At 37.0% G+C, this 24,235-nt stretch carries 21 protein-coding genes; 4 read left to right on the forward strand and 17 right to left on the reverse strand.

The window, feature by feature from the left end:
• Positions 1-11: 11 nt before the first annotated feature.
• The 11 genes from OZY43_RS05555 to OZY43_RS05605 form a co-directional block, all read right to left on the reverse strand.
• Positions 12-749 (reverse strand): amino acid ABC transporter ATP-binding protein, encoded by a 738-nt coding sequence (locus OZY43_RS05555; protein ID WP_277164084.1) that lies wholly within the window; start codon positions 747-749, stop codon positions 12-14.
• 202 nt (positions 750-951) lie between these two features.
• The gene (thrS, locus tag OZY43_RS05560) at positions 952-2,886 is read right to left on the reverse strand and encodes a threonine--tRNA ligase (protein WP_277164085.1); all 1,935 of its coding nucleotides are present in this window, start codon (positions 2,884-2,886) and stop codon (positions 952-954) included.
• A gap of 280 nt (positions 2,887-3,166) precedes the next feature.
• Positions 3,167-4,066, reverse strand: a complete 900-nt coding sequence (dnaI, locus tag OZY43_RS05565) for a primosomal protein DnaI (protein ID WP_277164086.1) — start codon at positions 4,064-4,066, stop codon at positions 3,167-3,169.
• A gap of 8 nt (positions 4,067-4,074) precedes the next feature.
• A complete protein-coding gene (locus OZY43_RS05570; RefSeq protein ID WP_277164087.1) occupies positions 4,075-5,451 on the reverse strand; it encodes a DnaD domain protein in 1,377 nt (458 codons plus the stop codon).
• A 2-nt stretch (positions 5,452-5,453) separates the two neighbouring features.
• Positions 5,454-5,921, reverse strand: coding sequence for a transcriptional regulator NrdR (gene nrdR / locus OZY43_RS05575; protein ID WP_277164088.1), 468 nt, complete (start codon positions 5,919-5,921; stop codon positions 5,454-5,456).
• Positions 5,908-6,522: a dephospho-CoA kinase gene (gene coaE / locus OZY43_RS05580; RefSeq protein ID WP_277164089.1), complete on the reverse strand. Its 615-nt coding sequence runs from the start codon at positions 6,520-6,522 to the stop codon at positions 5,908-5,910. The genes nrdR and coaE overlap by 14 nt, the downstream gene beginning before the upstream one ends.
• Positions 6,519-7,349 carry a bifunctional DNA-formamidopyrimidine glycosylase/DNA-(apurinic or apyrimidinic site) lyase gene (mutM, locus tag OZY43_RS05585; protein WP_277164090.1) on the reverse strand — a complete coding sequence of 277 codons (831 nt, stop codon included), beginning with the start codon at positions 7,347-7,349 and terminating at the stop codon, positions 6,519-6,521. Before mutM ends, coaE begins: the two co-directional genes overlap by 4 nt.
• 12 nt (positions 7,350-7,361) lie before the next feature.
• The gene (gene polA, locus OZY43_RS05590) at positions 7,362-10,040 is read right to left on the reverse strand and encodes a DNA polymerase I (RefSeq protein WP_277164091.1); all 2,679 of its coding nucleotides are present in this window, start codon (positions 10,038-10,040) and stop codon (positions 7,362-7,364) included.
• 130 nt (positions 10,041-10,170) lie between these two features.
• The gene (gene murC / locus OZY43_RS05595; protein WP_277164092.1) at positions 10,171-11,487 is read right to left on the reverse strand and encodes a UDP-N-acetylmuramate--L-alanine ligase; all 1,317 of its coding nucleotides are present in this window, start codon (positions 11,485-11,487) and stop codon (positions 10,171-10,173) included.
• Positions 11,488-11,620: 133 nt separating this feature from the next.
• Positions 11,621-14,230: a class III lanthionine synthetase LanKC gene (gene lanKC / locus OZY43_RS05600; protein ID WP_277164093.1), complete on the reverse strand. Its 2,610-nt coding sequence runs from the start codon at positions 14,228-14,230 to the stop codon at positions 11,621-11,623.
• 14 nt (positions 14,231-14,244) lie between these two features.
• Positions 14,245-15,969 (reverse strand): ABC transporter ATP-binding protein, encoded by a 1,725-nt coding sequence (locus tag OZY43_RS05605; RefSeq protein ID WP_277164094.1) that lies wholly within the window; start codon positions 15,967-15,969, stop codon positions 14,245-14,247.
• A gap of 678 nt (positions 15,970-16,647) precedes the next feature.
• Between OZY43_RS05605 and OZY43_RS05610 the strand changes: the two genes are divergently transcribed.
• Positions 16,648-17,481: a helix-turn-helix domain-containing protein gene (locus OZY43_RS05610; protein WP_277164095.1), complete on the forward strand. Its 834-nt coding sequence runs from the start codon at positions 16,648-16,650 to the stop codon at positions 17,479-17,481.
• Positions 17,482-17,571: 90 nt separating this feature from the next.
• Here OZY43_RS05610 and ytpR read toward each other — a convergent pair whose 3' ends face one another.
• From ytpR to OZY43_RS05635, 5 genes are read right to left on the reverse strand one after another with little or no spacing between them, the layout of a single operon-like run.
• A complete protein-coding gene (ytpR, locus tag OZY43_RS05615; RefSeq protein ID WP_277164096.1) occupies positions 17,572-18,219 on the reverse strand; it encodes a YtpR family tRNA-binding protein in 648 nt (215 codons plus the stop codon).
• Between the two features lie 18 nt (positions 18,220-18,237).
• Positions 18,238-18,558 (reverse strand): thioredoxin family protein, encoded by a 321-nt coding sequence (locus OZY43_RS05620; protein WP_277164097.1) that lies wholly within the window; start codon positions 18,556-18,558, stop codon positions 18,238-18,240.
• Positions 18,559-18,593: 35 nt separating this feature from the next.
• A complete protein-coding gene (gene trmB, locus OZY43_RS05625; protein WP_277164098.1) occupies positions 18,594-19,253 on the reverse strand; it encodes a tRNA (guanosine(46)-N7)-methyltransferase TrmB in 660 nt (219 codons plus the stop codon).
• Between the two features lie 3 nt (positions 19,254-19,256).
• Positions 19,257-20,456, reverse strand: a complete 1,200-nt coding sequence (locus OZY43_RS05630; protein ID WP_277164099.1) for an ABC transporter permease — start codon at positions 20,454-20,456, stop codon at positions 19,257-19,259.
• Positions 20,449-21,189 carry an ABC transporter ATP-binding protein gene (locus tag OZY43_RS05635; protein WP_277164100.1) on the reverse strand — a complete coding sequence of 247 codons (741 nt, stop codon included), beginning with the start codon at positions 21,187-21,189 and terminating at the stop codon, positions 20,449-20,451. The genes OZY43_RS05630 and OZY43_RS05635 overlap by 8 nt, the downstream gene beginning before the upstream one ends.
• Before the next feature lie 90 nt (positions 21,190-21,279).
• On the opposite strand from OZY43_RS05635, the gene OZY43_RS05640 reads away from it, so the two are divergent.
• From OZY43_RS05640 to OZY43_RS05650, 3 genes are all read left to right on the forward strand, one after another.
• Positions 21,280-21,711, forward strand: coding sequence for an HIT family protein (locus tag OZY43_RS05640; RefSeq protein ID WP_277164101.1), 432 nt, complete (start codon positions 21,280-21,282; stop codon positions 21,709-21,711).
• Positions 21,712-21,720: 9 nt separating this feature from the next.
• A complete protein-coding gene (locus OZY43_RS05645) occupies positions 21,721-22,041 on the forward strand; it encodes a hypothetical protein (RefSeq protein ID WP_277164102.1) in 321 nt (106 codons plus the stop codon).
• A gap of 128 nt (positions 22,042-22,169) precedes the next feature.
• The gene (locus OZY43_RS05650; protein WP_277164103.1) at positions 22,170-23,069 is read left to right on the forward strand and encodes a peptidylprolyl isomerase PrsA; all 900 of its coding nucleotides are present in this window, start codon (positions 22,170-22,172) and stop codon (positions 23,067-23,069) included.
• A gap of 95 nt (positions 23,070-23,164) precedes the next feature.
• Here OZY43_RS05650 and OZY43_RS05655 read toward each other — a convergent pair whose 3' ends face one another.
• Positions 23,165-24,172 carry an SLAP domain-containing protein gene (locus OZY43_RS05655; protein WP_277164104.1) on the reverse strand — a complete coding sequence of 336 codons (1,008 nt, stop codon included), beginning with the start codon at positions 24,170-24,172 and terminating at the stop codon, positions 23,165-23,167.
• Positions 24,173-24,235: the final 63 nt, after the last annotated feature.

Consider the following 24,235-nt stretch of genomic DNA (forward strand, 5'->3'; position numbering starts at 1 on the left):
TGGTCAGCTCCTTAATGCGCAATAATTTTACTTAAAAATTGTTGGGCGCGTTCAGTCTTGGGCTGCTTAAAGAAACTACTGGTATCATCGTCTTCAACTAAATGACCCCGATCCATGAAAATTACCCGGTTGGCAACTTCTTTGGCAAAACCCATCTCATGCGTCACAATCAAGGACGTCATGTCACTAGCAGTTGTAACCCGCTTTATTACTTGCAGTACTTCATCAATCATTTCGGGATCAAGTGCTGAAGTTGGTTCATCAAATAGTAGTAATTTAGGTCGCATTGCTAGAGACCGAGCAATTGCAACCCGCTGCTTTTGCCCGCCGGATAATTGGCGCGGCATGTTTTCTGCCTTATCAGCTAAACCAACCATCTTAAGTAAGTTCAGCGCCCGTTCTTTATTCTCGGCTTCTGGAAGATGACTGACAACCCGCGGTGCTAACATGATATTTTCAAGGACATTTTTATTAGCATACAAATTAAAATGTTGAAATACCATCCCGACATCACGACGTAAAATATTCGCATCAGTCTTTGGATCCGACAGATCATGATTGTTAACGATTAATTGTCCACCTTCAATTGTTTCTAGGCGGTTAATCGTCCGAATTAAGGTACTCTTGCCAGATCCAGATGGACCAATTAAAACTACTGTTTCACCCTGATCAATTTTCAAATTAATATTATGCAAAGCATGGAACTTACCGTAAAATTTCTGCACATTGCGGAATTCGATCATCGACATAAATTTCTCCTTAATCAAAATTAATTCTAAATTTAAGTATCAAATTGAACACTCAGCTAGCTAAAATCCAGTAAAGTAAATCGTCTACACAACCGTTGTAACTCGACTTACAATACCTAACGGACTTTTAAATTTAAAAGTGCTGAAATTATTAATACGTTGTTTAGTCCTATGACAAACTAAATTATTCTAGTTAAACTTTTTATTTTTCGCGTGAATATGACTTAACGTCAGCATCAATTTCTTTAATAAATTCGTCTAAACTCTTAGCAATTTCCTTGTCAGTACCATAAGGACGAACATTAACACTGTCAGCTGCCATTTCCTTATCACCCAAAACAAGCGTGTAAGGAACTTTTTGGGTTTGAGCTTCACGAATCTTGTAACCTAATTTTTCATTTCTAAAGTCAACTTCTGCTCTGAAACCACGCTTGTTCAATTCATCGCGAACCTTCTTAGCGTAGTCGCCATGAGCATCAAGATTAACTGGAATAATTTCTACTTGAACTGGAGCCAGCCAAGTTGGGAAGGCACCCTTGTAAATTTCAATCAAGTAAGCAATAAATCTTTCCATGGTACCAACAATTCCGCGGTGAATCATAACCGGACGGTGTTCCTCGCCATCTTGACCAACGTAAGTTAAGTCAAATTGCTCCGGCAACATGAAGTCAAGTTGAATAGTTGACATCGTTTCGTCGCTACCCAAAGCTGTCTTAGTTTGAATATCAAGCTTAGGACCATAAAATGCTGCTTCGCCTTCTGCTTCAACATAGTCAAGGCCCATGTCATCCATAGCGCCCTTAAGCATTGATTGACTTCTTTCCCACATGTCATCATTAGCAAAGTACTTTTCAGTATTCTTTGGATCACGGTATGACAAACGGAAATAGTAGTCAGTAATGTCAAAGTCCTTGTAAACATCCATGATTAATTGCAAAGTTCTGGCAAATTCATCTTTGACTTGGTCCAAAGTAACAAAAGTATGACCATCGTTCAAAGTCATTTCTCGAACCCGTTGCAAACCTGACAAAGCACCTGATTTTTCATATCTGTGCATCATTCCTAGTTCGGCAATCCGCACTGGTAATTCACGGTATGAACGAATGTGATGCTTATAAATTTGAATATGTGATGGACAGTTCATTGGTCTTATTTCAAGCATTTCGCCATCACCCATGTCCATTGGTGGGAACATATCATCACGGTAGTGTGCCCAGTGACCAGAAGTCTTGTAAGCATCAAGATTCATTAAGACTGGTGTATAAACGTGTTGGTAGCCGCGAGAAACTTCCTTATCAATAATGTAGCGCTCAATTACGCGGCGAATGGTAGCACCCTTTGGCATCCAATAAGGAAGACCAGCACCGACTTTAGGGTCAACAAAGAACAAGTCCAGGTCGCGACCGATTGTCCGGTGATCACGTTCCTTAATTTCCTCGCGGCGCTTAATGTCGTCATCAAGGTCAGCCTTCTTGAAAAAGGCAGTTCCAGAAATCCGTTGGAGCATTGGGTTAGCTGATTGACCTCGCCAATAAGCACCGGCAACTGACAACAACTTAAATTGCTTAATCTTACCAGTATTCGGTAACAATGCACTAAAACCAAAGTCAACGAAGTTGCCTAACTTGTAAGCTGCAACTGTGTCGCCTTTTTCAGCTTTTAATAATTCAAGCTTGAACTTGTCATCCTTGTAAATATCTTCTAATTCGCTCTTAGGCATCTCTACTTGTTCAATCTTGGCGCCGCTTTTAACTGCCTTTTGAATTGCCTTTTCTAATTGTGGTAATTCACCAATTTTGATTTGATTTTCCTTGTCTGTATCAACAAAGAAACCATCGGCGTCAGCTGCATGTTCACCAAACCGTAATTCTGGATACGCCTTTTTAGCAACTGCTTCAAAAACAAAGGCAACAGTTGCGCGTAAAACGTTCAAACCGTCTTCATCTTTATCAGTAATAATTGCTACTTCTGCATCATCATTTAATTCGTAATCAACTGGCTTCAATTCACCGTTAACTTTTCCGGCTAATGCTGCCTTACCAAGTGATGTTGAAATGTCATGTGCCAAGTCGGCAATTGATACAGCCTGATCAAAGTCGCGTTTTGACCCGTCTGGCAAAGTAATTGAAAAACTCATATTTCCTCCGTAAACAAAAAAAGTCCCAGTGCAATTAAGCACTGGGACGTATGTAGCGTGGTTCCACCCAAATTAGATTAGAATAGCTCTAACCCTCTCTTAAGATCGATAATGGAATCCAGCCTTTGTTAAAACCCTTATTAGTAGAATGAGTGGGGTCTTGCTCATGAAAGACTTTCAGAAAAACGTCTTTCTCTCTGAGTTGAGCAACATCATGTTCATTCATTGTTCTTTATTATACGCAATTAATATTTAATTGCAAGAACTTTTTAATCGAAAACTAATGCCGGCGATTTTCACCTGACACCACAACTTCAGTTGCTAAGGTTTTAACTCGCTCCATCAACCGTGCTGCCTTAACTGGATCAATCGCATTCTTTGTTTCCTTAAAATGCTCTTCTAAATCAGCCATTGCCAAATTTGATGAGAAAAAGGTGGGCAAGATATTATCCATCCGCGCTTGTAAAATCACACCCAAGACATCATCACGCGACCACTGACTCAGGCTTTCAGCACCAATATCATCAAGAATTAGCAAATCAGCTTGTGCCACCCGGTCAATTTCCGTCTGCAGACTATTATCTTCAAAGTGACTTGACAGTTCCGCAATAAATGTCGGCACATGCAAGAAGACAACTTCCTTACCCATTGCTGCCACTTGATTAGCAAGGCCAGCAAGCAAATAGGTTTTACCACGACCAAAATCTCCAGATAAATATAGTCCCTTTTGGTGTGGATTTTGGGCAAATTTTGCCAAAAACTGCTGAATAGCGGTTAGCACCTGAGAGCGGCCTGGGGTTACTTCAACCTGACTTAAACGAACATTGTGCAGTGACTCCGGCAATTTGATTAAATGCAAATGCTTCTTAGTTGCAAGTTCTCGATCATGATCAATTTTGCTCTTATCCGGTACGTAACGCAGATCAATCGCATTATTATTCAAAAACAATTCTGTCTTGTACCCCACTGTTACTGGATCGGCCTTATGCTGACGGACATAATATTCGTATAAGTTAGGCCAACTTTTTTTAAGCATTTCAGAATTAATTTGTCCGCGATGAGCAGTTAAAAATTCATGCACACTAGGATCTGCCAGTACTTGCTGATAAACCTTAGCCAAATCATGCTTTTTGACAAGCTCTGGATTTAATTTATTAATAATTTTTTCAATTGATTGCATTTCATCACCTACTTCATTCCGTTTTCATCTTCCAAATGCTTAAAAAAGTTCTTCAAGTCTGTAGAAGAAACTTCCGCATTATCAGCCGCTTTTTTCTTACTCCAATCAGTACCCTTTTCAACATGCTTTTGTTTACTATTGTACGCAGTATAGTACCTTTTTTGTGCTTGCTTACGTCTAGCCAGCTTCTTAGCATCCCGTTCTTTCAAATAATTAAGCGCCTTTTCAGCACTTGTAATTCGATGCTGCAACCAATCATCAGCCGTAGTCTGTACAAAAGACGTACTTAAATGCGGATAATCGCGCAACCGTGCATATATTAAAATATTAGTTACTTCAGCAGAAAGACCATACCGATTCATTATCATATAGAGTAGCTGATTTTCATTAGGCGCGACAGCACCGCCTTTTTTGCGTTTTAATTTATACAAAAAATTACTTGGTGACATTGATTTAGCTGCCTTAAGTAAATTTTGCTCTTGAGCAGTAAAATTATAATTCACAGCTTGTGGTTGCGCGGTATTTAACTGGCGCTTAAGTTCATTACTCTGATCAAGTGCATGAATATTTTCAGCAATCGTTTTTTTAATTAAGGGGATATCCAACTGATAGCTGCCATGCAGACAAGGCAAAGTTTCATCAACAAATTCTTGTTCAGATAAGCCATAAGTGCGCATAATTCCGCGAATAGCGTCCTGATTTTGGTCAATCTCAATATCCTTAATATGGTAATTTGCGAATTGCTGCTTAAGCCAAGCCCAGTCAACATCATCTTGCTTATTAACGCTGGCTGTTTTTACCGGTTTAACCTGATTTTCTTTAGCAGCCGTTCGGACATCTGCAGACGGACTAATTGCCTCCTCTTCAGGCAACCGAAAAACATCCATAAAAGAAGCCGAAACATCTGGAGCACTCTGCATCCCTACAACATGATTCTTTTCTTTTTTATTTTCCGCAGCAAAGGCATGACTTAACTCTTGAAAAGTTGTTAGCCCTACCTTTTCTTTTAACAAACTTGCCAAAAGTTCCGTCGCAAAAAACTCACTACTGCTAGGCACGCGAGTTAATTGAAAGAGTAAAACTTGCCCCATAATTTCATTAGTAATTACTCTAGTTTGCACCAAGCCAACTGCTTCAATCTTATGCAATGCACTAAACAAATTCTGCAAGCTGCAATCAAGCTGCTCTTGCAAGTGATAAATTCCCTTACTGTCAGACAAAATCATCTGAGCATCATAATCTTCTATTAGCGTTAAATACAGGGCTAAGCCCAAACCACCAACTAGTGGCTGGTACAGCTTAATCAAAATGCGCAAATCATGAGGGAAAACATCAACATGGTTAACAATTAAAAAAGGTTGTTTGGGATCAGCAGTCGCAAACATTATTAATTTCCTTTCTCACGTTTAGCAATCATATCTTCCATTGTCTTCATAAAACTAGACATGTCCTTAAATTCACGATAAATAGACGCAAAGCGAATATAAGCAACATCGTCAATATTAGCTAGTTCATCCATCACAATTTGGCCAATTTTCTTTGATGAAATTTCACTAACTCCTAGTTTACGAACCTTGTTTTCGACATGATCAACTAATTCTTCGAACTGCGCACTGGTAATTGGCCGTTTTTGTCCTGCAGCCATTACCCCATGCAAAATTTTCTTGCGACTAAAAGGTTCGCGTGTACCATCATTTTTAATTACTAATAAAGGTGAAGTTTCGACCCGCTCAAAAGTCGTAAAACGAAAACCACAATTTTCACATTCACGCCGGCGTCTAATCGCCCGATTTTCATCACTGGGACGAGAATCAATTACACGCGAGACATTTTGTCGACAATTAGGACATTCCATTCTTATCTCCTCTCAATTTCAATAGCAATTGTGCCAATTTTGCTGTCAATTCTTCTATTGTACCAGTATTTGTAATTACATAATCAGCCAATTTTGCTTTTTGTGCAAGCGGCATTTGACTATTAATCCGTTCTAGAGCAGCTTGCTTACTCAATTGGTCACGCTGCATCAGCCTTTTGACCTGCAATGCTTTAGGAATGGCAATAAGCAGTGTCTGGTCACAATATTTTTGCCCACCGGACTCAAATAACACTGGTGCATCAACAATTACGATTGCGGCACCAGTTTGTCTATTTTGCGTAATTTTAGTCTGAATTGTTTGAAAAATCAACGGATGGGTAATCTGATTTAATATTGCTAGTTGTTCAGCATCCCCAAAAACAAGCTGTCCCAACTTACGGCGATTAATTGTTCCATCAGCATTTAAAATTGTGGGGCCAAATTGCTGCACAACTTGCTTATAACCAATTTTACCAGGATTTAAAATATCATGAGCAATCAGATCGCTATCAATAATCGGAATTTGCTTTTGCCTAAAAAAAGCATCAGCTGTGCTTTTACCACTGGCAATACCGCCAGTTACTCCTAAAACTAAAGTCATTTGTAAATTACCTGACAATTAGGACAAAATGTCGTGCCGCGGCCGTTAACCTTGATCTTTTCAAGAGGTGTTGTACAACGCGCACAAGGTTCACCTTGATGACCATAAACCTGTAGCATTTTTTGAAAGCCACCGGTTTCACCATTGGCATCAAGGTAGGTATGAACCGTTGTCCCTCGCTTAGCAATTGCTAGTGTAATCAGCGCATTAATATTGTCATGCAGCTGGGCCACCTTAGCAGCAGAAATTTGACTAGCAACACTTAATGGGTGAATTTTAGTTTTCCACAAGACCTCGTCAACATAAATATTACCTAGACCAGCAACAACTGTCTGATCCAATAAAGTGCTTTTAATGTTTTTCTTTTTGCGTTTAAGTCCAGCCTGCAAATATTCCGTAGTAAAAGCAGCAGAATTAGGTTCATAGCCAAGTTTACTAATTCCTGTAACTATTTTTTCCGTTCCGGTTTCAACTAATTGCATGCGGCCGAACTTGCGCACATCATTGTAACGCAAAGCTGTCCCATCACTAAAGGCAAATTGCACGTGGTCATGCTTATCCTTAGGTGCAGCAATTGTCGTTAAGCGATACTTTCCTTCCATCCGCAAGTGCGACACAATCGTCAGATCACCACTTAAACGAATTAATAAATACTTTGCATAACGATCAATGGTTAGAACTTTACAGCCCGCAACTTTCTTAACAAATTCATCATGATCACTAGCAATAATTTTGGGGTACCACAAGGTCACCTTAGTAATCATTTTTTCCTTAATTAGTGGCATCAAAGTGCGGCGAACTGTTTCAACTTCCGGCATTTCTGGCATTAATTTATCTCCTTATTTTGCATCATACCAATTGTGGCCCCAGCCTGAATCGGCAATTAGCGGAATATCAAGTTTAACAGCTGATTGCATTACTTCAGGAACAATTTGTTTAATCGTCTCTAATTCAGCTTTAGGAACATCAAAAATCAACTCATCATGAACTTGAACAACCATCTTGGTCTTAAGATGCAAGTCATCTAACTTCTTTTGCATATTAATCATGGCAATCTTAATAATATCAGCGGCTGATCCCTGAATTGGTGAATTAATTGCAGTTCTCTCTGCAAATGACCGCACATTAAAATTCTTAGCGTGAATATCTGGCAGATACCGACGACGATGCATAATTGTTTCAGCATAACCTTTTTCACGTGCTTCTTGAACGGCCTTATCCATATAATCGTGAATTTGTGGGTATTGCTCAAAATAATTATCAATAAATTCTTTTGCTTGCTTACGGCTAATGTTCAAATTCTTAGACAAGCCATAATCAGAAATTCCATATACAATCCCAAAGTTGACAGCTTTAGCACGTCGCCGCATTAACGGCGTCACCTCATCTGGTGAATCTAGATGAAAGATCTTCATGGCCGTATGTGAGTGAATATCATACCCCGTCTTAAAGGCTTCCTGCATATGTTCGTCCCCAGAAACTTGAGCTAACACCCGCAATTCGATTTGCGAATAGTCACACGAAAAAATATAGCCATCAGGCTCACTAGGTACAAAGGCCTTGCGAATTTGCTTACCTTCTTCAGTTCTCGTAGGAATATTTTGCAAGTTCGGATCAACTGACGAAAGTCGCCCTGTTGCCGTCAACGTCTGCAAGTAGCGGGTATGAACACAGCCGTCTTTTTGAATAACATCTAGCAGCCCTTTTACGTAAGTCGATTGAATTTTAGCAATCTGGCGGTAAGTCAAAATTTCATCAATAATCGGACTCTGCTCTTTTAGCTGATTCAAAACGTCAACAGAAGTTGAATAACCTGTTTTAGTCTTTTTAATTGGCGGCAAGCCCATCTTTTCAAACAAAATATGCCCTAATTGTTTAGGAGAATTGAGGTTAAAACGTTCCCCAGCCTCTTGATAAATCTTATTTTCTAAATCTTGCAGCTCCACAGCGAATTCATTTTGCAACTGAATTAAAGTTCCAGCCTGCACCTTAATACCGTTCATTTCCATCACTGCTAAAACACGCGCTACTGGAATTTCAATATTGGCATAAAGGTCATCTTGCTCATGATCTTGAAGCCGCTTAAGTAGTTCAGCTTTAAGACTTACCAGGGCTTGAGCTTTACTTGCCAAGTGATTAAACAGAAGCTGGTCATCATCAGGAATATGCTCTTTCTTGCCTTTGCCATATACTTCAAGGTCGGTTTTAACTGAATAGTCACCGTATAAATGACAAATCTCACCCATATCATTTGAATTGTTTTCGTTATTTAACAAATAAGATGCCAGCAACATATCATAATCAATACCTTGAACATGGATTGCCAACCGATTAAGGCCGACCATTGTCCGCTTTAAATCAAAAACATCTTTTGGAATTTGGGCATTTTCTAGTAAATCTTTAAGTGGCGCACGTTTTAACAATTCAACATCGCGGCTGACATAGGTTTGATCAGCAATTTTTAAGGCAAAACCAATAAATTCTGCCAAGTGATAATTGGCACCTAACATCCCCAAATAAAAGCTAACTGGCGTTCCTGCAGCAACTTTAATTTGAGCTAATTCGTCTTCTGTTAGTTCAATATAATCAATTTTAATTGCTTCATGCTTAGTTTCAGTTTCACCGGCAGCAGTATCACTCAAGGTATCCATTTGGTTTAAAAATTTACGAAAGTTCATTTTTTCATAAAATTGCCGTAATTCTTCCTGCTTAACATCTTGACGTTTAACATCAGCTAAAGTAATTGTCACTGGCGTTGCACGGTTAATGGTTGCTAATTTTTTAGCTAAAAAGGCCTTATCCTTGTCATTAATTAAGTTTTCCTTTAACTTAGACTTTTTCATATCAGCTACATGCTCGTAAAGTCCTTCAACTGAACCATACTCCTGGATTAAACGTGAAGCTGTCTTTGGGCCCACCTTAGTAACACCCGGGTAATTGTCAGAATTGTCCCCCATTAAGGCCTTCATATCAATAAATTCGGTTGGCGTCACGCCATTAACTTCCTGCATGTGCTCAGGCGTATAAGCTTCTAAGTCCGACACGCCTGACTTAGTAACCATCACTGTCGTCTTAGTTGAAGCCAATTGTGTTAAGTCCTTATCCCCGGTCACAATCGTGACGGTAAAGTTCTGTTCTTCACCAAGACGCGCAAAAGTACCAATGATATCATCGGCTTCATAATTTTTTAACTCATAAGTAGTAATACCCAAATCATGCAGCATTTCTTGAATATACGGTAACTGCTCCAGTAATTCTGGCGGTGTTTTCTGACGACCGCCCTTGTAATCATCGTACATTTTATTTCTAAAAGTGGTTTTACCAGCATCAAAAGCTACTAAAACGTAATCAGGCTGAACATCTTTTAAAAGTACATCCAGCATGTTTTTAAAAGTATAAATTGCATTAGTATGCAAACCTTCCGCGTTCTTAAAATTCTCCAGTTGGCGATACAACGCATAAAAAGCACGAAAAGCAACGGAATTACCGTCAATTAAAAGTAATTTTGGATCAGCCATATTTCTCCTTCATCAATCAATTAGTTAATTATTACATACTATTCTAGCAGTTTTTACTAGCTTCTAGCAGCATACTGACTTAATGACAGTTAAAAAAACTAGTCGCACTGCAACTAGTTTTCTAATTAATCTATTTTTGCAATAATTTTTCAAAGGCATCTTCATACTTAGGAATATCGCCGGCACCCATGAAGACAATCACACTATTTTTATTTTGTGTTAAGTCAGCAATGTTGTCTAAGTCAATGACTTCTGAACCTGGAATCTGGGCGGTCAAATCCTCGCCAGAAATATCGCCAGCACTCTCACGCGCTGATGCATAAATCGGAGTGACATATGCCTTATCAACGTCGCGCAAAATTTCTTCGAAATCTTTAGCGTACTTCTTTGTCCGCGAAAATGTATGCGGCTGAAAGACAACTACCAACCGTTTACCTGGGAACTTCTGCCGTGCAGCTTGAATAGTAGCTCGCATTTCAGTTGGGTGGTGAGCGTAGTCATCAATCACATTAATATCGCCATAGTCAGTTTCAGTAAAGCGGCGTTTTGCACCGCGATATGTTAACAAACCTTCCTGGATGTCTGCCAGCGGAATTTTTTCAGTATAAGCAACTGCCACAACTGCTGTCGTGTTCAAAATGTTATGGTCACCAAACAAGTGAACTGTGAAGCGGCCAATATTTTCACCATGAGCTAAAACATCAAAGGTGGAACCAGTGGTTGTTCGGTCAATGTTAACTGCTTGGAAGTCATCACTGTCATCAAAGCCATAAGTATACTTAGGAATACTAGTCTTTAAAGCTTGCAGCCGGCTGTTGCCACCCCAGACAAACAAGCCCTTCTTAGTTTGATCGGCAGCTGTTTGGAAGGCTGAAGTATAATCATCTTGATCTTTAAAGTAATCAGGGTGATCAAAGTCAATGTTAGTCATAATTTGATAATCTGGATGATAAGCCAAGAAGTGACGGCGATATTCATCGGCTTCATAAACAAAGAAACGAGAATTTTGCACGCCTTTACCTTCACCATCACCAATTAAATAAGAAGTTGGTGCAGCTTCACCGAGTACATGAGCTAATAGCCCTGTTGTCGAAGTCTTGCCGTGAGTTCCAGAAACGCCAATACTGGTATGCATCGCTACGACTTCTTCGACGGTGTCAGGATAGCTCTGCCAAGTAATGCCTTGGTCTTCACAGGCCTTAACTTCAACATTATCGTCTTTAAAGGCATTACCCTTAACAATTACTTGACCACTAGGCTTAATATTAGCAGCCGCAAAGTCAGTAACTTTAATCCCAACTTTTTCTAGCGGTACTTGCGTAAAAGTATACTTAGTGATGTCACTGCCGGCAACGTTATAACCCAAGTCGTGCAGCAATAAAGCAAGAGAAGCCATGCCCGTGCCCTTAATTCCGATAAACCAAATCTGTTTGTTCTTATCTAACATTTCATTTGCTCCAAATTTTATTCAATAATCGTTTATTATTTTACCATTATTACGGGCAAAAGAGTAACAAGTGACGAATTTAATCAACAGAGCAGCAAGAATTATGAAACTTGATTTGTTATTTCACTTTTATTTAACAGAACAGTTTAAATTTATTGCTTTTAAAAAGTGGCATCCATGAGCCCCACTTATGCTGCTTAATATCATTAAGTACTAATAATAAACCACTATTACCAGTTGTTAAATCAAGTGACAGTTTATAGCCAAATCTTCCTTGAACAAAAGCTACATCGTTTTGACCTACAATATAATTATTAAGCAATTTTAGCTTGTGCGCTAATCGATTATCATCAGTTAAATTGGCAACTGCAGTATCCAAAACTATTAAACTAATAAAGCCATCAAATAAACCATCTAAGTATGTTACAAAAACATCGTTAGCTTTAATTAATTTTTGTAATATAGCTTTTTCATTCTGATTAATACTTTCGGGGCTGTCTTGAATAAATTCTATTAATAATAGCGCCAACCCTGCACTACCATGATTTACATACGGCATCAACCGTTCATAAGATAGTGTATTGTCTTTAATATAAGCAACTGTTTGATTAATTTCGAGTGAATTGTTCAATACCAAATGTAATATTCTTAATGCTTCTATTCTATATTTTTCAGACTGAGTAGCAACATACATTTTCCACAAAAACAGAGCTGCACCTAACCAGCCAGTTAACAAGCCACTATCACATTCTTTAGTATATATTTCTGATTGAGTAAGTTCACTAACTTTCTTAGCTAATAATTGTGCTTGCCGTAAGTATTTTTCATCATTATTCTGCAAATAAAAAGTTAAGTAAGCCAGACCTACACCAGAGATTCCAGAATAAATTGAAATATCTTGGTTTAATTTACAAGACAACAATTTGTCCATAATTAATTTGCTCAACTCTTGATAGCCCTGTTCAGCTAAAACCACCGCAATACCCGTAAGTCCTGTAAATAACCCGCTATTATTATCCTGATTATCTAGCAATTTTTTAATATTAGTAATCTGATAGTCAATCCAATTATGAATCTGGTGATTAATTTTGCTATTTAAGCAATTAGACCTTGTCAATGCCATAATTGCACCAAAAGCACCGTTAGCTACTGAATAATAACTAATTTGAGAATCATATTCAGTAATATCACCACGAATTAAGCCCATAAAATCAAAATCAAGGTGTTGGATAATCCCCTGTGCTATTTCTGAAATATTTTTATCAAGGTTATCTATATCAAAACTTGTTTTTGGCTTAAACAAATTTGCTTGATAATGTTGTGGGTGTCGTGTAGAAGTATTAAAATTCAGGCTCAACTTATTTTTCAAGCAATGAAAGAAATCTACAATTTCAGGACCAAATTCATCAGCAATATTTTTATCCTGTTCTTGCTCCATTTCCGGAGCCCAATCAAAATCACTGGCTATTGGTAAAATCATATAACGTGCAATCTTATACAAAGCAATGTTATCAGCTTCCCCAAAGGTATGAGCATTAACATCAGCGTAACCTGGTGTTGCCATCCCCGGCTGATATTTAGCAGTCAATTTTTGCGAATTTTCAAAGTCAATTAATTTAATGATATTGTCTGTTAAATTAAGCAAAATAACATTATCTGGCTGTAAATCGCCAATCGCTAAGCCATAACTATGGATATGCTCAACTGCCACTGTCAACGCATTAATAATTGCAGTACATTTTTGTGCATACTTCTTTTTTTCAACTTTACTTGCAGTAAACGGATACTGACTGTCAATAAAGTCAGCTAATGTATCTCCTTCAAGATATTCTTCTACCAAGTATAAGTGCTTCCATGCCTTAAATTTTTCATAGACATTAACTGTCTCTGGAACATCATGTAATTTTGCTAAAGCCTTATATTCGCGTTCTACTCGTTTAAACCCATCAAGACCATTAGCATCAAGGCCAGCATAAGCACGACCTTCTTTTAAGACGCACTCATTACCATTTAAAGTTGCATGATAAACTCCACCAGCATTACTAAAATGCAAAGCAGAGTCAATTCGATACTTCATCAATTGCTTAAATTCAAATTTATCATATTGTTGAACATTGGATTTCAATTCAGCAGGTTCCACAATGAACTTGGGAGTTTGATAGTATGGTACTCTTTTATCTTCAATTAGATTTCCATGATTATCCTTGATGCAATATACTTCTTTACCATTAATTCTTGCTTTTATTTCTTTAAATGCACCATAACGGTAGAAAATATGAGTATCATGCCATTCCTTATCGCTTAGAATATATGGTCCCTCTAAAAAATTGCTTGTAACTTGCGCTAGTTCATCAAGCAGCTCCACAAATTCTTTATCAGTTCTTGGGTAAACGGTAATGAACTTTCCTGAGCCTGCACGATCGCCATACTTTGAATTGCTTAAGACTAACTCATCCAAAGTATTCACAAATTTATACGTTACATGTTTAACCGTCAAATATTTACTAACAGCAAGTAGCAACTGCTGAGCATCCTTAACATTTGCTGAAATATGGATTTTCCAACCTTGCTCAGGCAATTGATGATTAAACAAAATGTAATGCCAATAATTATCACTATAATCATAAAAATTGCCAGTTGGCTTAAGATATTTAAAACCATTATGATGATTATTGTTAGGTTGATAAAATAATGTCTTATCATCCTTGATAAACCCGAGGTAATCATTACCTGTTAATTCCATTATTGCCCTACTTTCTATTCATTAACCGCTAAAATTTGTTCCTTAACAAACTGCTGATACTTAGGAACTTTTTGCATTAAGTCTTTATGCGTGCCACTGCCAATAACATGATGTTGATCCAAAAAGTAAATTTTGTCGGAATCGACAATTGTTGACAGTCTGTGTGCAATCACAATTAAGGTTGTCTTTTGCCCTATCATAATTTTATTTAAAGCATCCGAGACAATTTTTTCAGAATCAGGATCCAAGTTGGATGTTGCTTCATCTAAAATTAAAAAGTTAGCGTTTCTTAAATATGCACGTGCCAATTGCAAGCGCTGCCTCTGACCACCAGATAGACCTACGCCTTGCTCACCAACAATAGTTTGTAATCCTTGCGGTAATTTTTTGATTTCAGCAGCTAAGTTCGCCTTTTCAAGTGCCGACCAAATTTCACTATCTTTTGGTTTTTGGGCTAAACCAAAGGTTAAATTCAAATAAATTGTTCCCGAAATAATTGTATTTTCTTGCGTCACAACAGCAAACATATCTCGCCAAGTACTTAACTTATATTCTGATGCCTGTTCTTGACCCAAAAGTAATTTTCCATGCTCTATTTCATACAATCTTGCCAATAGATTAATAATTGTTGTTTTCCCTGCACCAGATGGGCCAACAATTGCTGTCTTCTTACCCGCCGCAAACTCAAGTGACACATTTTGTAAAACTGGTTCCTGATCGTTATAAGAAAAAGAGACATTTTGCAAAACTAAATCGCCACATCTAGGTAATTGAGATATTTGCTTTGTATAAACATCCTGTTCACCATGTGTATTTAGAATCTTATTAAGCTTAACAGTCGCACCTTTAGCTTGCTTATATCCCGTATAAAAGTTGCCTAAAGAGTTAATAGGATCAATTACCTGGAAAAGATATATTAAAAAAGAAACCAATGTTCCAATACTCAAACTCTGCTGCTGGACACGAATACCACCATAAATAATGATCATTAGAATGATTCCAAGAGTAAAAACGGTTTGGATTGGCCCAACAATTGAAAAAATCTTGTCAGTTCTCTTAGATACCTTAAAGAGATTATTAACAACGTCTTTAAAATTAGCTAAAACTGGCCGATAGGCATTATTTAACTTAATGCTACGAATATTATAGAGATTTTCTGTACTCTGACCTGACAGTTCACTCAGCTTATTCTGTGTGATTACTGACAACTTCTCACTAATCTTTCCGATGGGAATGGCAATAAAAATAATTAATGAAAAAGACAAAATAATAAATAACGTTAATCGCCAATCAAGACTAAAGAGAATCAAAAATGAACCAACAATCGTAATCAAACTATTAATGGTCGTTGGAATACTACTAGTCATAAAATCCTGTACAACCTCAGCATCATTAATTACTCGACTTGAAAGTTGACCACTTCTTTTATCAGCGAAAAAGCTCATTGGCAGTGTAAGTAAATGCTGCTCAACCTGCATTCTCACAGCAGCAATCTTGCGATCACCTGCTACACTGATAAGATACTCACTAATTGCACTCACAATAGCACTTAGAATAATCGCACCAGCAACTACTAACGCCAAATTGATATTTAAATGATGAACAATTTTGGTCTTAGCATCTACTAATTGCTTAATAACTAATGGTACCCAAATATTAACAAAGGTCCCACAAACACTAAGCAATATTCCAAAAACAAATCCCCACGATAAGGTATATAAAGTTATCTTCTTTTCCATAACTAGACTCTCATTCTATTTCAACTAGTAAAGGCACATCCAAAAGTAGCCTAAAGATGTGCCCTTAAAACTTAAAACAAAATTTACAATATAGGTGGCAATTTTATACTTTCCAATGTATGACCACAAATTAAGGATGTATATGTATTACCATCTGCATCTACGCAAACATGAAATTTCATTTTTTTCTTTTTCTTATGACATTTATGCTTTTTTTGTAGCTGCAAAATATTATTACTCATTGCTATCACCTGCCGAATCAATAAAAATATCGGAAACCTTATGTCCATGAACTACATTGCCACATAAGAGTGAACATCTTACATGTTTATTTTTATGTCTCTTATGCTTTAAAGCATGTTTTTGTAGGGCTAAAATACATTCAAGCATAACTACATACCTCCTCACATCAGCCTATAATTTTAAAAATTTGAAATCATGATAACAAATATAAGTTCTATTCTTATCCTTTATTCCATGAATACCACTTTTCTTTTTGTTACTGTCATGAGCTAATTCTTCCATCTCATGAATAAAATTATCTATAATTCGATTCAATTTATCTCACCTGCCTTCAATTTATAATTTTTATTGACATTATTATTAAATCAGGGTTATAAATATAAGTGTTATTTTGTTGCCAAATTTCACATTTATATATTTTTAGAAAGAGAAACTATGAAAGCCTTTGGTGAAACCCTTAAACAAATTCGCAATTCACGAAATATAACTCAACAACAATTAGCAGATAATAATTTATTAAATAGATCAACTATCTCTAAGATTGAACATTCAACTGAAGAACCCGCTTACGAAATAGCAGTTAGATTAATCAGAACTTTAGGAATTACTCCAGATGAATTTTCTTATATTCGCAATAATTATCAACTTAATGCACATGACAAGATAATTTATGATATTCTCAATATCGCTTACAGCACAGAAACAAATAAGATTGACAAGATAATTGAACAGGGTACTTCATTATCTTCAAATCCAATAATTACTAGACTAATACCTATTTTGAAAGGATTTAAAGCTGCTAATACAAATAACTTAGGCTTAGCAAAAAAGCTTATTCTGCCTGTTTGGAATGATTATTTATCTAAGATTGAAACTTGGACAATATTAGACCTCTGCATTATTAATTTGATTTTCTTTGTTTTTGATGAAGAAACTATGGCTTGTATATCGGAACAGGCAATTCAGACAATTGAAAATAATTATCAATTCTTAAAGTCACTAGAATCTAGTTTTCTTCTTAATCAAGCCATTCTTTATATGGAACGGCAAGATTTCAACAGTGCAATTACTAGTTTAAATAGGGCACTGCCACTTATTGAGCATTCTTTTCGCTATGACAAACTGTTTTTAGCAAAAGGCAGACTAGCTATTTGTAATAACAATAAAAAAGAAGCTTTATATTGTTTAAATGTTTTAAAGGAAATGGGAGCTATCAATGTCCAACAAGCATTACGCGAAGAAATAACAAAATTCAATAATCAATTTTAAAAAGTACACATAAAAAGGCTGTCACAATCGTGACAGCCTTTTTAATTACTATTTAGCTTTATAGAGTAAAATCCAAATTTTCCAGATGACTTATAACTTAATCTTGCCGCTGGCTAATAATGCATCGCATGCTTCTGGGTCAAAAGCAGCACCGACTGTAAAGTCATCAGGCACAACCATAATCCCGCGCTTTTGCTCTGCATGCTCTAAGCCTAATTCACGAGCTGAACAAATCATACCGTATGAAGCAACGCCACGTAAGTCGCCAGGCCAAATTTGTTGACCATTAGGCATTAACGTACCAGGCAGGGCAACAACCACTTTTTGACCCTGAGCAATATTAGGTGCACCACAAACAATTTGGTGCTGCTCGCCATCGCCAACTTCAATCGTGGTGACATGCAAGTGGTCAGAATCTGGGTGCTTGTCACAAGTCTTAACTAAGCCATAAACAAGAGTTGGCTTGCCGTAAGCTAATTCAGTATCAAACCCAGCAGCAATTAACTTTTGGTTCAAAGCTGTCAAATCAGCATCTGTTAACTTAACTTGACCATCTGGCAAGTTAGCATAGTCAATTACCTTGTCAACGTTAAAAAAGTTGTAACCAGTAACATTACCTTCAGCATCAGTAATTTGGGTAATGTCGCCCTTTTCCACGTATTCACTCTTACCGTGATCCTGACTCAAAATCACGATTAGGGTGTTAGGATAACTACGTCTATTAATACTAGTAATCATTAAAATTTATCTCCTTCACTAGTCAAGTGACCGTAAAAAGTCCTCAACTTCATCTTTAGTCTTACGATCCCTATTTACTAGTCTACCAATTTCTGCACCATCTTGGTAGACAACAAACGATGGAATTCCCATAATATTTAATTCTTTTGCCAAATCAAGCGAACCATCCAGGTCAATTTGGTAAAACTTACTGCTAGAAAAATCATGCTCAATTTCTGGCATAAATGGGGCTAAAAAATGGCAATCTGGGCACCAATCAGCTGAAAATTCCAAGACAGTCCGACCATTTTTAGTGATTTTAGTTAATTTTGCTCGCGTTAATTCTTTAATTTGTTCCATCGTTAAAAACCTCTTTTTTGTTAAATTAATACTTATTATTTTACCCCAAAATCGGCATGAAGAGCATAAATCGGATTACCCTGAGCCGCAAATTTGTGTTCATATTCCGTTTCCACATTTTGCGCCACAATTTCTTCTACTTCATGGTGCAGGTCAACTGATACAAAGTCAAAGTGCATCCCATAATTATTCATACTCTTGAGTGAATATGCAAATAGCCCCGCATTATCCGTCTTGAATTCAAGATGTCCATCTGCCATTAACACTTTTTCATACCGCTGCAAGAATGACTGATAAGTCAGCCGGCGTTTTTCGTGACGCGTTTTCGGCCACGGATCACTAAAGTTAAGATATATCACATTCGTTGAATTAGGAGCAAAAAAGGAATCAAGCGCTGCTGCATCAGCACATAAAATTTGCAAGTTATCTAAACGCTTTTCAAGCTTGGTGCGCAAAATAATTCCTGCCGCCGTAATTTGTAATTCAACCGCCACAAAATTCCTTTCAGGATGTTGTTCAGCCAGTGTCGTAATAAAATGCCCCTTACCTGAACCAACCTCAATTTCCAGTGGCTGTTCAGGCTTAGAAAAGCGGCTGGTCCAATCAATCTTTACCTCTGGATCTGGCCGGTCTAAGACACTTTCTGGGTGATCTTTCACTAATTCAACAGCCCATGGCTTATTACGTAATCTCATCTATTAAATCTTCCTCTTCTTAATTTTGTAAGGCAAATACAGCTGCACGACACTCACACTAAAGCAGACCAATAAGCCAATTGCTTCCCATAATTGCAAGTTAATTGGCAACAAAACTAGCCAAGCTGCACTAATTATCAACCATTGTAAAAGCATTGGCAAAGACAAAGCAACGATTAAGTCACGTCCCCGCTGATTGCGCACAATTGGTGCTACCCGATACATAATATTATCATCAAATTCATCAGCTAGCGGTAATAATTGGTAAGCTGTCAAAAAAATCACTAAGCATGACAATCCCAGAGCCCACGCCCAATTTTGCACCAACCATGAAATTAACACCGCAAATGCCGTCATTCGCACTAATAAATTAAGATTGTCAGGATTACGCAATAGTGACCGCCGATACAAGAAGCGGTTGGGATTTTCCTTGGCCAGTGATCGGGGCAATAAAAAGTCTAGATACTTGCGCCGCTTAATGTTGACCTGCTTTTCTTTGACATCGGTAAACATGCTAAATGCCGTGTAGACCCGATTCTTTCTTTTGGTTTCTTGACTAACCGCATAACGCCAATCAAACATAGTCTTACGCTCAAGTACAAAATACATTGCTATTAAGCCGAACAACAAAATTACTAAAACAAGCCAAACTAAATAATTACTTTGTAATGCCAAAACTAAGATAAGCAACAAGACCAAGTTAACCAGCCACAACGGTGTTTTAGGCCCAAAATATAAATTTTGCTCAGCAAATTTTAATTGTAAAACTTTTGCTAGCCAAACTACTAAGACAAAAAGCCAATAATTGTTAGGAGCAAGGCCAGCCTTAAGACTTGCAAAAGGAAATAAAATTCCAGCAATCAGTAAAATGAGCAGGGTGGGTACAATTAAACTGTATTTAACGAGCGGCTTCAAATATAGAACCATTTGCTCATCCTGAGGCAATAAAAATTGCAGGTCAGCTTGCTGTAACAAGGTAACAAGATTACCAATGAGTAACGGCAGCCACAGTAAAATACTGATTAATGGCTTATATAGCCATAGATTTTGCGGGATTGTTTTCATGCTTTGAGCATACCAATACATCAATGCTCCAAAGAGAAAAATCAGCGCCAAAATAAAGAAGTCGTTAAAGACCAACAATAAATATTTTAATGATTGCTGCAAATTACGCCGCAACCGCATTTGAGCCAACCTACGCATTTTTTTGCTCCTGACTCAAAACTTGATACAACTTGTCAAACGCGTCACTATCTTTTAAACCGTAATGCTCGCGGATTGCTGTCAAACTGCCAATAACCTCAATTGTACCATTATTTAAAACCGCATAATTAGAAATCGCCTGCTCGGCATCAGCCAAAACATGAGTGGTCATCAAAACCATTTTATTATCAGCCAGCGCTTTTTTAATCAAGGCAATCAAATTGGCAACAGCCAACGGATCAAGTCCCGTAAACGGCTCGTCAATTACCAGCAAACTGGTATCGGCCAAGAAAGCCGTGACAATCATTACCTTCTGCTTCATCCCTTTAGAAAAGTGAATCGGCAGCCAATCAAGCTTATCATCCAGCCGAAACAGTTTTAACAATTCTTTTGCTCTAGGCCAAACTGTCTGTGGGATCTGTTGATAAGCCAACATAGTCAACTCCAAATGTTCCTTCAATGTTAATTCTGGATATAAAACGGGCGTTTCTGGAATATAAGCAACTTCATGCTTAAACTGGGTTGGCTGCTTAACAAGTTCCACACCGTTGAGGCTAATTGTACCTTGTTGCGGCCGTAATAAGCCCAAGATATGTTTAATTGTTGTCGACTTACCCGCGCCATTTAAACCAATTAAGCCCAAGGCTTCGCCCGGTTTAATTTCTAAGTTAATATCTTTAATCACTGGTACGCCTGTGTAGCCACCAGTCAAGTGCTCGATTTTCAGAACCATAATTCCTGTCTTTCTTTTAATGAATTTCCTTATTTTATATGATAGCATGATATTATGTAGAAACTAAAGTTTGAATTAGAGGTTTTTAAAATGGATGAATTAGACAAAGATTGTTTATTTTGTAAAATTATTCGCGGCGAAGTGCCCAGTTATACGGTATTTGAAAATGATGATGTTAAAGCTTTTCTTGACCTATCACAAGTCAATCCTGGTCATACTTTAATGGTACCCAAAAAGCACATTACTAACTTTTTTGATTATACGTCTGAGGATGCCAGAAGATTTTTGCAATATATTCCTGTAATTGCCAATGCTGTTAAAAAGTTCGACCCCAAAATTACTGGTATGAACATTAACACTAATAATGGTGCCAGCGCCAATCAAGTAGTAATGCACTCACACATTCACTTTGTCCCGCGCTTTGCAGGTGATGGACTTAAGCTAGCAACTCGCAACAATGCAGATAAGTACAAGGAAGAAGATTACCAAAAAATCGCTGATGCAATTAAGGCACAATTTTAAGGAGTAATTATGAAGCATTTTAGTTTAGGTTTAATGACTGGAGCTGCTTTGGGTATCGTCTTATCCATGTTTAAGACCAAGTCCGGTGATCGCATTGGCAAACCCATTAAGCGCGAATTTAATGGCGCTAAAGAAGATGCCAATAGCCTGCTTAACGCGGCTAACGACTTCAAACAAGCTAAGCAAGAACTTACTCAAGCTTTGCCCCAAGCACAAAAAACAATTGGTGCTTTACAAGATGAAATTAAATATTATCAGAAGAAAATGCCTAGCTTGATCGAAAATTTAAAAGATGCCGAAAAAGCAATTAATCACGATCTCAAAAATTAATGCTAAAAATTAGTAAAGAATGGTAGAATTTTTGCTAAAAAGCTAAAAATTAAAAACGCTGCCAGCTAATTTATGTTATATTAGTTGTCGATAACTTAATTTTATTAAGGATGTGGAGAATCTATTTTATGAAAAAATATATGAAAAAAGTAGCTGCAGTTGTTGCTGTAGCCGGTATTGCATTATCAACCACTGCTTGTTCAAATGGTGGTAAGACTGTTGCCTCTTATAAAGGTGGTAAAATTACCCAAAATGATTACTACACTGAGATGAAAAAATCTCAAGCTGGTCAAACCACTTTGGCAAACATGATTATTAACCATGTTTTGGATCAACAATATGGTAATAAGATTTCTAAGAGTAAGATTGACAAGCAATTCAATAATTATAAGAAGCAATATGGTTCTCAATTCAGTGCTGTTTTGCAACAACAAGGAATGACTGAAGCCAGCTTCAAGGATAACTTGAAGACCACTTTACTTTCAGAAGCTGCCTTAAAAGACATCAAGAAGGTTTCTAAGAGTCAAGAAGACAAGGTTTGGAAGTCATACCAACCTAAAGTTACAGTTCAACATATTTTGGTAGCTAAAAAGTCGCAAGCTGAAGACATCATCAACCAGTTAAAGAATGGTAAGAGCTTTAAAACATTGGCTAAGAAGTATTCACTTGATACTGCAACCAAATCAAATGCCGGCAAATTACCAGCATTTGATTCAACTGACTCAAGCTTAGACCCAGCTTTCAAGGCTGCTGCCTTCAAATTAAAGTCTGGTGAAACAACTAAGAGTCCAGTTAAATCACAATCAGGTTATCACGTTATTAAGATGATTAATCACCCAGCTAAAGGTTCATTTGCTTCACATAAGAAGGAAATTGATGATCAAATTTACCAATCAATGTCACAAGACCAAGAAACAATGCGCAGTGTAATTGCGACTGTTTTGAAGAAGGCTGATGTATCAATCAAGGACAATGATTTGAAGAACGTTTTAGCATCATACGTTTCTAACTCAAGTTCACAAAAATAATTAGATTTATTTTGAAAATTAAAGACTAGCTTTACCATATTTAGCAAAGCTAGCCTTTTTTTATATTCTTAAATTAACATTTGACTTGCTACCATTTACTTAGTTGCAAGATCCGTGACTTGTAAATGTTGACCATACGCATATTTAACGTCTGCAGCTTTAACAAATTTAGCTACTGAATCATTAGTAGATTGCAATTGATAAAACAATTCAGCTTTATTCTCATTTGGAAGCTTAATATTAACTTCCTTAATTACACTCTCAATCCTTCCTTTAGGTAATACTTCTGGTTCTCTAGTTGACTCAACCGAACTATTTTTATTAACTCCTAATAAAATCTCATTTTTATTAGCTGTAGGAACATACTGTTCACCATTATCAGTATAAACATTCGTATCTTTGGTTAAATATACATTCATATAATTGCTATATGGCAATAATTGTTGACGTAAAACATCGGAATCCATACTGACAAATTCATCTGAACCAGCAATACGATAATTTTTACTATCACCATTACCATCAGTATTATTACCATAAAAATCAATATTAGATGCTGACCGGTCAAACATTACTTTTTGTCCTGGATTAAGCTTTTTATTTTTCGATTTGCCTTTACTATCCATTACTTGGACACCATTTGAATAAGATTTATCTATCTTCAAACTAGCTTTATTAGTATACAAATACTTTCCATTTATTTGCTGAACATTCACAGCTTTAATATAACCGCCATGTCCAATACTGTAATATTCTTGGCCCTTAATTGTTTTATATGGTAAATAGAACCAATTCCAATCATCATCATGGAACGAATACCTAACTGTACTTGGATCAGTTATTGCCTGCGTGCTTTTAGCGTATTTAACCGTAGCACTCTTTTTAAGCAAGCCATTATTTCTCTGATAAGAATATAACTTCTGCCCATTCTTATTATAAACACGAGTGTTATGGTTTAATGTCAACATCCCTTGATTAGTATCAGCTTGTTGGTCAGTAGTTTGTGCTGCGTGAGCTTGATTGCTATTAGATATTAATGCTGCTGGTGCAGTCATTAACATTGCTGCAGAAAGCATCGTAAGTAACTTTTTATTGTTTTTCATTTACTTCTCCTCAATCAATAAATTATAAGTTATAATCGCTTACAAATTATATATTAACAAAAA

This window comes from Lactobacillus sp. ESL0785, assembly GCF_029395455.1.
Lineage (GTDB): Bacteria > Bacillota > Bacilli > Lactobacillales > Lactobacillaceae > Lactobacillus.